The 12,533-nt window shown below is 63.4% G+C and carries 9 protein-coding genes; all 9 read left to right on the top strand.

What is annotated here, in order from left to right:
* The first annotated feature begins 1 nt into the window (after position 1).
* The 9 genes from U5A65_RS14655 to U5A65_RS14615 all read left to right on the top strand — a co-directional run bounded on the left by U5A65_RS14655 (position 2) and on the right by U5A65_RS14615 (position 12,527).
* Entirely contained in the window at positions 2-2,704 is a 2,703-nt protein-coding gene (locus U5A65_RS14655; protein ID WP_321946675.1) for a DUF2169 domain-containing protein, read from the top strand.
* Positions 2,705-2,733: 29 nt separating this feature from the next.
* A complete protein-coding gene (locus U5A65_RS14650; protein ID WP_321946674.1) occupies positions 2,734-3,741 on the top strand; it encodes a pentapeptide repeat-containing protein in 1,008 nt (335 codons plus the stop codon).
* A 16-nt stretch (positions 3,742-3,757) separates the two neighbouring features.
* Positions 3,758-4,423, top strand: coding sequence for a DUF3540 domain-containing protein (locus U5A65_RS14645; protein WP_321946673.1), 666 nt, complete (start codon positions 3,758-3,760; stop codon positions 4,421-4,423).
* 9 nt (positions 4,424-4,432) lie between these two features.
* Complete coding sequence (locus tag U5A65_RS14640; protein WP_321946672.1) at positions 4,433-4,828, top strand: DUF4150 domain-containing protein; 396 nt, start codon at positions 4,433-4,435, stop codon at positions 4,826-4,828.
* A gap of 16 nt (positions 4,829-4,844) precedes the next feature.
* Positions 4,845-5,621, top strand: coding sequence for a hypothetical protein (locus U5A65_RS14635; RefSeq protein WP_321946671.1), 777 nt, complete (start codon positions 4,845-4,847; stop codon positions 5,619-5,621).
* Positions 5,622-5,763: 142 nt separating this feature from the next.
* Positions 5,764-6,540, top strand: a complete 777-nt coding sequence (locus U5A65_RS14630; RefSeq protein WP_321910610.1) for a type VI secretion lipoprotein TssJ — start codon at positions 5,764-5,766, stop codon at positions 6,538-6,540.
* Positions 6,541-6,557: 17 nt separating this feature from the next.
* Positions 6,558-7,946: a type VI secretion system baseplate subunit TssK gene (tssK, locus tag U5A65_RS14625; protein ID WP_321946670.1), complete on the top strand. Its 1,389-nt coding sequence runs from the start codon at positions 6,558-6,560 to the stop codon at positions 7,944-7,946.
* Between the two features lies 1 nt (position 7,947).
* Entirely contained in the window at positions 7,948-8,646 is a 699-nt protein-coding gene (locus U5A65_RS14620; RefSeq protein ID WP_321946669.1) for a DotU family type IV/VI secretion system protein, read from the top strand.
* Positions 8,643-12,527: a type VI secretion protein IcmF/TssM N-terminal domain-containing protein gene (locus tag U5A65_RS14615; protein ID WP_321946668.1), complete on the top strand. Its 3,885-nt coding sequence runs from the start codon at positions 8,643-8,645 to the stop codon at positions 12,525-12,527. The genes U5A65_RS14620 and U5A65_RS14615 overlap by 4 nt, the downstream gene beginning before the upstream one ends.
* Positions 12,528-12,533 lie beyond the last annotated feature (6 nt).

Here is a 12,533-nt window from a genome sequence, read left to right as displayed (position 1 = left end):
GATGAAGATCCTCTGCTCCAATGATCTCGCGATGCATTATCGCAGCCTGCAGTTCGCCCAGCGTAACGCACTCGTGATCGGCATGATGGCGTGCTTCCGGTTCGCACAAACCGGCCGGAATGCGCTGATCCCTGGCAATGAGATGTGGCCGCTCGTCACGCAGGTGTTGGGCGAGGCCGGCCTATTGGATGAGGTATATCCGAAGCCCGCGGGAGAGTACGCGGTCTACGGGGCAGCGTACGCGCCGGAGGGCCGGGCTGTCGAACAACTTCGCGTCAGTGTTTGCCTCGGTTCGTTGAAAAAATCGCTCATCGTGACCGGCAATCGCCAATTCAATGCCATCGGGCTCATGTCGCGGCCGAAGCCGTTCATTCGCATGCCGATCGTTCCCGAGACAGCATTCGGCGGCGACGGCTTTGCGGACAACCCGCGCGGGAAGGGTTATGGCGAAACGGGAGACGCCGACGGCGCAACAGTCTGGCCATTGCCGAATATCGAATATGAATACGGTCGTATTGCAAGCCGTGGTGAACGTATTGCACCCGCTGGTTTCTGGGGGTTCGACATCGCGTCGCCGCCGCGCCAACAGTACCTTGGTACGTGCGACGATCACTGGCTCAAGCATGATTGGCCACACTTGCCAGCCGACACGCGCTCCGAATTGTTTATGAGTGCCGCCCCCGACCAGCGGCTGCGGACCGGCTATTTCTCGGGCAACGAGTCCTTTGAAATCGCCAACATGCACCCGGTGCGGCCGACGCAGAGAGGGGCTCTGCCGGGGCTTCGCGCACGATGCTTTGTCAACCAGAAAACGTCCACTGGCGATTTGCTGAGCGAAGTCACCGCCCATGCAGAGACTGTCTGCCTGTTCCCCGAACTCGACTGCGGGGTCGTAGTCTATCGCGCGATTTTCCATTGCGCGGACGACGAAGCGAGCGACGTGAAGCATATCAAGGCCGTATGGGAGACGTTGAACGAAGTGCCGCTGCCTTTTGAGCACTACCGGGCCGAGTTCGAGCGGGAAATCGGCACTGTGAATGCTGAAGCGGCATCCGCCCAGCCGCTAGCGGGAACCGGTGAGATACAAGCGGAGCAGGCCACCGCTGAGGCGCAGCCGCCCGGTAATGCAGCCGTGAACACGGATACGGAGGCGTCGGCCACGGTAGACGTGGAGCGCGACGCACAGTTTGCAGGCATCCATGCAATGGCTGAACAATTGGACGCGGAGATGCGTGCACTGATGCGGCAGCACAACGTCAGCGACGTTGACCTCGAGAAATTCATGCCCAAGCCGGAACCGGTTGGGCCTGCGCCCACGTTCGAGGAGCTGCAGAGGCAGGGTGACCAGTTGGGTGATGAGCTTCGGTCGTTGATGGAAAAGTACAACCTGACCGATGAGGACGTGAAGAAATTCATACCCGAACCGGAACAGGAGGACACGCCCTCATTTGCTGCAATGGGAAAAATGATGGCAGAACTGAGCGCCGAGACCCGGGCGCTCATGCAAAAGTACAACCTCACTGAAGAGGATCTTAAACGCACGCTGCCGCCAGAAGTCGTGGAAAGCCTGGGTGAAGGTTCGCTTTTGGAACCGCCCGATGTCGATTTCGCTGCGCTCGATATGAGGCAGCCGCCTCCAGCACCTGAGTCGGAACTCCGATCAGGGGCAGTTCCTCCGGCGCGTGCAGCCGCGGAAGATGCCGCCGCCGCTGCACTGACGCGCGAAGACGTTGCAGCCCGCCATGCAACGCGTGGCAGCTTTGCGGGCTATGACCTGACGGGGCTGGACCTTTCCGAACTCGACCTCACGGGTGCGGACTTCTCGGGCGCGACGCTAGATAGAGTCTCGTTTGCAAAGAGCCGGCTTGACGATGCCGTTTTTGCGCGCGCGTTGCTACGCGGAGCCGATTTCAGCGAAGCGACGCTTGAGCGCGCGAGGCTCGATGGCGCTAGCGCCGAGGGCAGCACATTCGCAAAGGCCAATCTGCAAGCCGCGCAACTTGTCGGGGGCGATTTCAGCAGCAGTGACTTTTCGGAGGCTTGCCTCGCGAAGACTGAACTGGATCGGGCAATATTCGACAAGGCCAGGCTGCCTGGTGTGAATGCCGCCTCTTGTCGAGCGCAGCAAACGAGCTTTACCGAGTGTGATTTGAGCGGTGCGAACTTCAGCAACGCAACGCTGCAGAGCGCGAGCTTCAACGAAAGTCGCCTTGCTCAAAGCCGCTTCTGCGGCGCGCTTTGCGAGCACGCCGAGTTCTATGGTGCCGAAGGCCACCAGGCCGATTTCACCGGCGCAGACCTGCGCAAGTCGCGTGCTGACGAGAAGACCTGCTTTGATGAAGCGGACTTTGCGAGCGCGCAGATCGCGCACGCGTGCTGGGACGGTACACAACTGCGCAAAGCGTCGTTCGAAAGTGCAAGGCTCGACCATGCCGACTTCACGCGCGTGCAGGCAAGAGGCGCACAGTTCCGCCTGGCCTCGGCCAAAGGTACCCGCTTTGAGCACGCCGACCTGAGCGGCGCGGAAATGAGCGCCATTAACATGTTCGGCGGCTCGCTGCGCAAAGCCAACCTGAGCGGCACCCGCATGCAGGACGCCAACCTGTATGGCGTGGACTTCGGCGGCACTCAGCCGACGTTCGCGAGCGTCGAGCGAGCAAACATCGACTGCACCATTCTTCAATACCGTCCGCCCGTCATATGAGCCCTACGAATCCAGGTACACGGACGCGCATGGATGCGAACGAGGCACGAGCGGCACTCGCGCGCACCCAACGGATTGACGATGCGGACCTCTCCGGCGCAGATCTGTCGGGTTGCGACCTGTCCGGGTGTCGCCTTTCTAACGTGACGCTCGAAGGCGCAAATCTGCGGCAAGCGAGACTCGACAACGCGGACTTGCGGCAAGTCAGTTTTGCGGGCGCACAGCTCGAAGGCGCGACGGCTCAGCAGGCCCGCTTTGAAGATGTGGACTGGAGTGGCGCTGTCGCGAGCGCTGCGGACATGAGCTTCGCCACCTTCGACGACTGCAACTTTACGCGGACGTCGTTCGCAGGCGCGCGCCTCGCGCGCTGCGACACGAATAGCTGCATTCACGTCGACACGGATTACACGAAAGCTGATCTGTTCCGCTGGTCGGCGTCGCAAGCGGATCTGAGCCGGGCGCAACTGGGCGGGGCATCGCTCGTCAAAGCCTTTTTGCGCGGCGCCAACCTGAACGGTCAGGACTTGCGCAGCTGCGACCTGACCATGACGAGTCTTGATGGGGCCTCCCTTCAGAGGGCGAATCTGGCCGGGATGACGCTCGATAGAACCAGTTTCCTCGGCGCGCAACTCCAGGGCGCGGATCTTCGCGGTGCGCGCGGCCAGTATGTTGGACTGATCCTCGCTGTGCTGACGCAGGCAGACATTGGCGACACGCATTTCGACGGCGCGAATGCGAGTGAAGCCGATTTCGGCGGCGTGCAATCGGGCGGTGCATGCTGGTCGAAATCCGTGCTGCGCCACAGCGTCTGGCGCGCAGCATCGCTTCACGGCGCAAGATTCATTTATTGCGATCTATCGCACGCCGATCTGTCCGACGCCGACTGCTCGGGCGCGGATTTCAGCGGTGCCAATCTTCACTCGCTCGTGCAGAAAGACACGCTCTGGAACGGGGCGAAGCTGGATGGCGCGCGGCAAACCGATCCCGTATTGGCGCGCGCCGAAGCGTGGCAGCCGCCCCACACCGATAAACGCTAAAGAGGGAGAGTCCTTTATGAATCCCGCACTCGTATCAATAACGCGCCCTGGCAGCGATCAAGCTGTCTCGATGACATACGCAACGGTAACTGGTCGTGCCGGTCAGTGGTATTTCCTGCAGACGGCCGATGGCGTCTCGACACGCGCCCTGCGCGCCGACAGTTGCCTGATCGATCCAGACTGCGGAGATCGGGTGCTGGTTTGCACGGGCGGTTCGCATACCGCTTCGTACATTCTTGCCGTCCTTTCGGGCGCAGTTCAGGGTGCCGCCGCAATCGTGCTGCCCGGCGAAGTTTCCCTGCACACGGACGACGGCGTCTTGAGGGTCGAGGCAGACCAGATCGACATGCACGCACGCCGGCGGGTGGAACTGGATGCGCCGGAGATCGGCATGTCGGGGTTGCGTGGCGAGTTCAAGTTTGCCCGGTTCGACGCCACCGTACAGCAGTTGCAAGCCAGTCTGGGTTCCGTGCGCACTCTGGCTCACACGATGACGAATACCGTAGGGCGGCTGATCCTGCGCGCTCGCGACAGCCTGCGCTGGGTCGAGGACACCGATGAAACTCGAGCTGGGCGCGTACGCATGCATGTGGACGAGCGTTTCCACATGTCGGCGCAGCACGCAACGGTACTGGCGGAAGGCCAGGTCAAGATCGACGCCTCGAAAATCGACCTCGGATAGGACGCCATCATGTTTGCAGTTACCGTGGAAGCCGGTCAGTGCATGAGCACACCGGACGTTTGCAAGACGCCCGCGCCGCCGGGGCCACCCGTGCCAGTGCCGTACCCGAACATCGCGATGCCGCAGATGGGCTATCAGCTGACGCAGAAGGTACTGATCGTGGGCAAGCCGGCACTCACGAAGGCGTCTCAAATCCCGAACTCGTCCGGCGACGAACCCGGCGTCGCAGGTGGTGTGGTGTCGGGCAAGGTGATGGCCGAGATGAAATTCACTGCGGGCAGCAAGACAGTCAAGTTCGAAGGCAATGCGGCTGTGCGCCTGAGCGATCCGACTCAGCACAACGGGGGCAACGCGACGGGCACGGTCCTCGCCCCGAGTCAGAACGTCGTAATGGTCATGAGTTGATAATCAGGAACGAGCAATGAAGACCATCTGGATCACAGCATTCGACAAAGAAAAAGACGCCACCCGCGTCGCCGCATTGTCGCAGTTGCTAAAGCAGTACGGCCTCGCGACGCAAGGCCACTTCTGGGTCGACGAACCCGAAAAGCTCGCGTGGCGAGCGGGGCTCGATGCGCTCAATGCCGCGCGAGCCGACCTCTGGCTGATCCTCGCCGACGACGACACGCTCGCCAAGCCTTCAGTCCGCTACGGACTATCGGTGTTCGCTTCGAGCCTGCGCGCAGCGCGCGGTTCGGGCTTTCCCGTTGTGGTGTCAGCGGTGAAGGGTATTGAGGACATGCCCACGCTACTCGGCGACGCGACCGTGCTCGTAGAAAGCCATGCCGCGTGGCCGGCGAAGATCGTCGCGCGCGCGAATCTCGCGAAGGCGAGCGAGCCGCAAGACCATCGCTTCGAGGTGGTCGGCGAAGAGCAGCTCGGCCAGTGGTTCGCCATCGGGCCGCGTAGCGGCGAGTGGCACGGCGTCGTGTTCGGCGTACACGGCGGTGATGCGAAGATCGATTTCCAGGCGGTGGGCCCGCGCGGCAAACTGCCGGAAAAGACTGTGCTCGAATACGCGCAGGAAGGTCTGACGTTGCAGGTCGGAGAGCGAGAGTACACGGCTTGGGCGGTGCGCAACCGGCTTGGCGATGGCGATGCTTACTACGCCCGGGTCAAGGGATCGCCGGAAAGCATTCTTTTCCTGCCCTACACCGAGGACAGCGAGGCCAGCGCAACGATTCTGCCGCTGGTTTGACGCGGCGTTCCCCAGATCGCTTTCGATTCAGTTTTGAATAATGCCGCATATTGGTCTTTCTTCACTGCTTCAGTACACCAGAATATCTGCAAAATTCGTGGCGGCGGGCAACGCTCCACTGCAAAAAAATGAGGCACTGACAATGGCCGAGTCTGTAAAGAAGAGCAGGGCCGCAAAGCGCCTTGAAGCTTGCGCGCGGGTTGCGCGGCCGCTAGCCGGGTTGGCCAGCATCGCGGGTGTGCTCGCGCTCGCCGCATGTGGAAGCACGCCGCCGAAAGATCCGCTCGCCGACGTGAACTGGAGCTATGCCGCCGACTCGATCATTCTGGAGATAAGTGCCGATCCGGCGCTCAACCAGTACGACGGCCAGTCGCACACGCTGCTGCTCGGGATCTACGAATCAGGCGATGCACAAGCCTTCCGCAATCTCACCGCCGAGCCCAGTTCGCTGGCGGATACGATGGCATCCGGCAAGGTGCCACAGGCCTTCAGCCAGTTTTCGCGCTACGTGGTCTCACCAGGTCAGCACTCCTGGCTCATTCTCGATCGAGCGCAGAACACACGCGCGATCGGCGTGGCCGCGGGTTATGCGCAGTTCGGCGTGGCCAATGCGGCTCGGCAATTCGACGTGCCAGTTGTCACCAAAACTTCAGGTTTCATTTTCCGTACGCACAGCCAGTTGCCCGGACCGCTCGTCGTGCGGCTCAACCTGGGCACGCAGGGCATCCTGAACGCCGAAGTCCAGTCCGACGGGCCAGACCCCGCAGCGTTTCAGCACGCGCAGCCGCTCGAAGGCGGCGGCAAGCAAATTCGTTTGAGTGGCGCCGCTCCGGCTAATCCGGATGCAACAGGCGCCACGACAGGCATTCTGGGCGCCGCGAGTGCGCAAGACATGTCGTTTCGCAAGCTCGCTAACTAGCATATCGATCCCATCACATGGACCATAACAAGGGTATCTATTGGCACCAGGGCATGTTCATGCAGCCCCAGCACTTCCAGCTGGCGGCGCTGCACGAACAGTCCCGTAACAAGCCTGTCTTCGAGACAGGCTTGCCGCACTTTTGGGGCGTGGGCGCGCTCGACATCGCGGCGGGCGCGATTGCACGCCAGACCATCGAGGTGCGATCGGCGCGGCTGATCTTTCCGGATCACACGTATGTCGAATTTCCCGGTAACGGGGTGCTGGCGCCGCGCTCGTTCGACGCAAGCTCGATCGGCGAAGGGCGCACGCTGACCGTCTATCTCGGTGTACGCAAACTCGCTGCCGAGGGCAACAACGTCACGTTGTGCGAATCACTCGACGCCGCTGCCGCCGTGCAGACGCGCTATGCGAGTCTCCAGCACCCGCCCGAGGTGCCCGATCTGCACTCGAACGGTCCCGCCGCGCCGGTGCATACGCTCCTGCACGTGCTCAAGATTTTCTTCGAAGGCGAGACCGCCAATCTCGGCCAGTACGATCTCATTCCGATCGCGCAGCTTGCGCGAATGGGCGATACCGTGACGCTCTCGGACCGCTTTGTTCCGCCGTGCCATGCATTGTCCGGGTCCGATACGCTGCTGCGCATCGTTCGCGAGATTCGCGATGACGTGGTCGGGCGCGCGCACCAGTTGCAGGAGCTGAAAAATCCGCGCGAGCTGCAGAAGGCCGAGTTCGATCCAGGCTACATGATGCTGCTGCTCGCCATGCGTACGCTCTCTCGCGCCGCCCCGAGCCTCGTGCATCTTGCGCAGACGGCAACAGTCCATCCGTGGCACCTGTACGGCGAATTGCGCCGCCTGGTGGGCGAACTCAGCGCGTTTTCCGAGCGCTTCGACATGCTCGGCGAGGCGCAGGACGGCACGCCCGGTCTGCCGTCTTACGATCACACCGATCTCTACACGTGCTTCTCGCGCGCGCAGGTGTTGATCGGCTTTTTGCTCGCGGAGATCGCAACCGGACCCGAGCATCTCACGGTGCTCGACTACCGCGATGGCATGTTCGCGGGCGATCTGCCGCGCTCGTTCTTCGACCGGCGCAACCGCTTCTATCTCGTGCTGCGCACAGAGCAACTGGCAGCCCAGGTTGTCGATGGCGCGCTGCACGATGCGCGCCTCGCCAATGCCGCCGACGTCACGCGCCTCGTCACCCATGCGTTGCCGGGGCTCGAACTCATCCATCTGCCGAACGCGCCTCAAGGCATGCCGCGTCGCGCGTCGTCGAATTACTTCCGGATCGAGCAGGTGAGCGAGCTGTGGGATGCCGTCGAACGCGACGAGAACATCGCGCTGCAGTGGCCCGATGCGCCGCAAGATCTGCGTGCCGAAATTGTCGTGCTGCGGAGATAGCGTGAAACTTGCAGACATCTTCATCCCCCTTTTCGCGCAGATGCGTGCATTCGCGCTGTCGCCCTCGTGCGATGCCGAAAGCCTGACCGTGCGGCTCGATGGCGCGATCGCGTCGACGCGGCGCGGCGCGCACGACGCCGGTTTTCAGGAAACCGACATCGACGAGGCGCTGTTCGCCTTCAACGCGTGGGCCGACGAGCTACTGCTCACCACGCAGTGGGACGGCGCCGCGCAATGGCAGCGTCATCTGCTGCAGCGTCGCTACTCGGACGTGAGCAATGCCGGCGTCGTGTTCTACGAGCGACTCGCCAAGCTCACCCCTGCGCAGTTGCCGGTGCGCGAGGTGTTCTACCTGTCTCTCGCGCTGGGTTTTGGCGGCCGTTACGCCTACGACCGCAACCAGAAGACGCTCACCGACATTCGCCGCACCAATCTTGCGATGCTGCTGCCGGACGCCGATCTGCTCAGTGCGTCCGCGCGCGCGTTTCTGTTTCCCGACGGCTATCCGCTCGCTGGCGTTGAGGGGGCGGCGCACGCGCAAACTGCGCGCACGCGTCTCGCCGCACGTTTTTCGCGCTTCTCGGGCCGCAAGCTGACCGCGTACCTCCTTCCGCTTTTCCTGCTGGCGTTGCTGTACGGCGTGTATCACACCGTCGTCGCGCAGTCCGCCGATACGCTTCTTGCGCAGATCCATCTATGAAACTGCTGGGCATCGCATTGCTGTGGTTGTTGACGCTGATCCTGCTGGCGCTCGCCAGCTGGGGCGTCGTCCTCTATTTCGGCTGGCCGCTGTGGGTCGCGCTTGCGATATTCGTCGGCGTATTCGCACTGTACTTTCTGGTGACCTACGTTCGCCGCATGATCGTGATGATGCGCTCGCGCAGCCGTCTCGCGGCCCAGGCGGCGGCTCTCAACAGCGAGGCGGCCGCTGCTTCCCCGGAAACGCTGCTGCGGCGCAAATGGAAAGCTGCCGTCGCCACGTTGCGGCAATCCAGTCTGCGCGGCCAGGGCGACCCGCTGTACGCGCTGCCGTGGTTCATGGTGATCGGTCAGTCTGGCACCGGCAAAACCACGGCCCTCACGCGTGCCCGTCTAGCGTCGCCGATCCAGAAGGTCAGCCAGCAAGCCAGCATTGGCCAGACAGCCAACTGTGACTGGTGGTATTTCGACCGTGCCGTAGTGATCGATTGCGCCGGTCGCTACGTGCAGGCGGAGGACATCGAGCAGGATCGGCGCGAATGGGAGGTCGGCCTCGATCTGCTGGGGCGCTACCGGCCGCGTGAAGGGCTCGACGGGCTCGTGCTCGCGATCAGCGCGGACCGGTTGAACGCTCCGAATGCCGATACCTTCGCCGATGAAGGGCGCATCGTGCGCGCACGCATCGAGCAGCTGATCCGCATGTTCGGCAAGCGCTTTCCGGTCTACGTGCTCGTCACCAAATGCGATCGCCTTTATGGCTTCGAGGAGTGGGCGAAGTCTCTGCCCGCCGACGCGCTCAGTCAGGCGATGGGCTATCTCGCGACGGAGAGCGAGACCGGCGAAACCGCGTTCGTCACTCGCGCGTTCGACTCCATCGGTGCGCGTTTGCAGGCGCTGCGCCTGGCTTTGGTGTCGCGCGAGGCGAAGCCGTCACCCGAATTGCTGATGTTTCCGAGCGAACTGGAGCAATTGCGCAGCGGTCTGACGATGTTTCTCGGCACCTGTCTCGCCGACAGCCCTTATCTCGAGAGGCCGCTGTTGCGCGGCATCTTCTTCAGCAGCGGGCGACAGGAGGGCGGCGCAATGTCGGCGCTGTTGGGGGCGGCCCTGCCACCGTCGCCATCGCACGAGGCCAGCACGGCAGGCGTCTTTCTGCACGATTTTTTCGGCCGCATCCTGCCGCAGGATCGTCACGCCGCCAAGCCGACCGTGCTCGTGCACCAGTGGCGGCGCGTCACGCAGCGCGTGGGCGTGATCGCGTGGACGCTGCTGCTTGCGACATTCGGGATTCTGATCTCGGTTTCCTACGCGGGTAACAAACAGACGCTCGATCTGCTCCGAAGCGCGCGGCCCGACAAAGTCGCCCTCAATGGAAGCCTGTTTCACGACGCAGCCGCGCTGACGTATTCCGCCAACGTTCTGACGCAGGCCGAACAGAATGACCAGCGCTGGCTCTCGGGGCTGCTCGGCAACGGCGCCGGAGTCGCTGCCGTTCAAGCGCGTCTGCATGCCGTGTTCGTGCAGCAGTATCAGCAGGGGATTCAGTCCGCCACGGACCAGACGCAGGAGGCGACGCTGGCGGCGCTATCCGGTTTGGCGCGGCAACCGGGGCAAGCCGTGCAATCGGCGGAGCAGGCGCAGCAGATCTTGAGCCTTGCCCGCTCGGTCGCCCTGCTGCAAGCACGTATCGATGGTGCGGATCGGGCCGCGCTCGAAGCGATGCCGCAGCCTGGCGGCAGTTCGCTCTATCCTGCGCAGCTCAACGAGGAACTCGATTCGCTCAGGCTGTCCTACCTCGCCTGGTCGCCGAAGGATGCCGGCTATCTGCGCGAGCGCCTGAAGCAGCGGCGCGCACTTCTGAATCAGGCAGTCGCGGCCGACCCTCAGCTGACCTGGCTCGTCGGGCTCGTGCCGGACGGGGGCGAGCTGGCGCCAGTGCGCGCGGCGGAGTTCTGGGGGGGCGACGCCCAGCCCGTGAACGCGCTGTACGGTCCTGGCCAGCACACGGTAACGGGCGGCGTAATTGGCGCTGGCGGTACGAGCAGCGCAAGCGTGCCCGAAGCCGCGGTGCCCGCGGCCTTTACCCTCGCGGGCCGCAAACAGATTGACGAACTTGCGGCGCAGATTCGCGCGGCCATTAGCGACCCGGCGCAATTCGACAGACAGCGCGCGGCGTTCGACGGCTGGTATCGCACGCAGCGCGTGATCGCGTGGCGGAACTTCGTCGAAGCGTTTTCGGACAATCCTGGCGGCTACATGGGCGAGGCCGACTGGCGCGCCGCGCTCGGCATGGTGAGCGGGCCCGTGAGTCCGTATTTCCGCCTCATCGCGCGACTCGACGAGGAATTTGCCGGTGAGGACGCCTCTGCGCCGCTGCCCGGCTGGCTGGCTCTCGCACGGCAATTCCAGCAACTGCGCGAGCAGGCGACGCGCGTCGGCGCGGCCAACCACATGGTCAGGGTGGCTGGCGCCATCAACGCGGTCGGCGGTTCGGCGATCAAGGACGTGCTCGCCGGTGCTCCCATGCGCGGTGGCCAGGCGGTGGCCAACAACCTCGGTGCAGTCGATGCGCTGGCCAACTACTTCGCAAACCTGAACAAGCTCGCCATCGACAGCGGCGTGGGCAGCGGCAAGGACTACCAGCTTGCGGCCGATTTCCATCAGTTCGCCGTCAGTGCGCAAGCACAGCCGTCGGAGATGATCAGTGTCTTGCAATCGTTTACGCAGCTTCGCTCGCTCGCCGGCGCGGGCGCGGGTGATGGCGATGGCGATGGCTCTGACGCGCTGACCTGGCGACTGATCCGCGGGCCGTTCGATTTCCTCGCGGCTTATATCGAGCGGCAGGCATCGTGCGAACTGCAGCACAGCTGGGAGTCGAGCGTCGTGTTTCCGTTGCAGGGCGCCACTGACGAGAGCGCGGCGAACGATCAGCTGTTCGGTGCGAAAGGTGCGGTCTGGGCATTTGCCGAGGGGCCGGCCAAGCCGTTCCTCACGCGCAACGCGAGCCGCTATGACGTCGTGCAGACGCAAGGGCTCAGTGTGCCGTTCACGACGGCATTCGTCTCGACGCTCAACGGCGCGTACGCACGCCAGGCCGCGCAGCAGCGGTCGGCCGCGCGCAGCGCTGCGGACAAACAGGCGCAGCAACTTCAGGCGCAGCGCGCCCAACTGGACGCGCAGGCGTCACTCGACCAGCTCGACCGGGCACTTGCGACAGCGAAACAACAGGCTGACGCGGCGCGTGCGTTGACGGTGCCGCTCACGCTCACCGCGCAGCCAACGAACGTCAATGCCGACGCGCAGGCGAAGCCGTACGCGACGATCCTTACCGTGCAATGTGCGTCGGGCCAACAGACACTGAATAACTTCAATTTCCCGGTCAGCACGAGCTTCGCGTGGACGGCTGGGCAGTGCGGCGACACACGCCTGCAGATCAAGATCGGCAACCTGACCTTGACCCGCAGCTATGCGGGGCCGCTTGGCGTCGCGCTATTCCTGCAAGATTTCGCGAACGGCCAGCATCAGTTCGGACCTGGCGATTTTCCGGCGAGTGAAAGCGCGCTCAAGACGCTCAACGTGCAGTCGCTGAGGGTGAGCTTTGCAGTGACAGGTGGGGACCAGGTGAGCGACGCCGCCCAGAAGATCGAGCGCTACGAGGCTCTGCTGAAGACCACGGCGCAGCAAAAGCAGCAGATTCAGGACGCGCTGCTGCAGCGTCAGCAACTCAATATCGCGGATCAGCTCGCCGCGACGAATCCGCCGCTTCCCGCGAACCTGCCGACGGTGGCTGGCAATCCGGTAAGTTTGGCGGAGTTGGGGTTGCCGAAGACGATCGGTGCTTGCTGGAGCGCCCAGGCGCCCCAGATGACGACCGGCTTCTGAGCCGGT

The organism is Paraburkholderia sp. J10-1 (assembly GCF_905220165.1).
Lineage (GTDB): Bacteria > Pseudomonadota > Gammaproteobacteria > Burkholderiales > Burkholderiaceae > Paraburkholderia.
The sequence above is the reverse complement of the archived record's forward strand: the minus strand, read 5'-3'. Positions and strand labels throughout refer to the sequence as shown.

Coding starts and splice junctions, on each gene's coding strand:
- tssK (WP_321946670.1), top strand. CDS start 6,558: ATGGACCATAACAAGGGTATCTATTGGCACCAGGGCATGTTCATGCAG.
- U5A65_RS14615 (WP_321946668.1), top strand. CDS start 8,643: ATGAAACTGCTGGGCATCGCATTGCTGTGGTTGTTGACGCTGATCCTG.
- U5A65_RS14635 (WP_321946671.1), top strand. CDS start 4,845: ATGAAGACCATCTGGATCACAGCATTCGACAAAGAAAAAGACGCCACC.
- U5A65_RS14645 (WP_321946673.1), top strand. CDS start 3,758: ATGAATCCCGCACTCGTATCAATAACGCGCCCTGGCAGCGATCAAGCT.
- U5A65_RS14640 (WP_321946672.1), top strand. CDS start 4,433: ATGTTTGCAGTTACCGTGGAAGCCGGTCAGTGCATGAGCACACCGGAC.
- U5A65_RS14655 (WP_321946675.1), top strand. CDS start 2: ATGAAGATCCTCTGCTCCAATGATCTCGCGATGCATTATCGCAGCCTG.
- U5A65_RS14630 (WP_321910610.1), top strand. CDS start 5,764: ATGGCCGAGTCTGTAAAGAAGAGCAGGGCCGCAAAGCGCCTTGAAGCT.
- U5A65_RS14650 (WP_321946674.1), top strand. CDS start 2,734: ATGGATGCGAACGAGGCACGAGCGGCACTCGCGCGCACCCAACGGATT.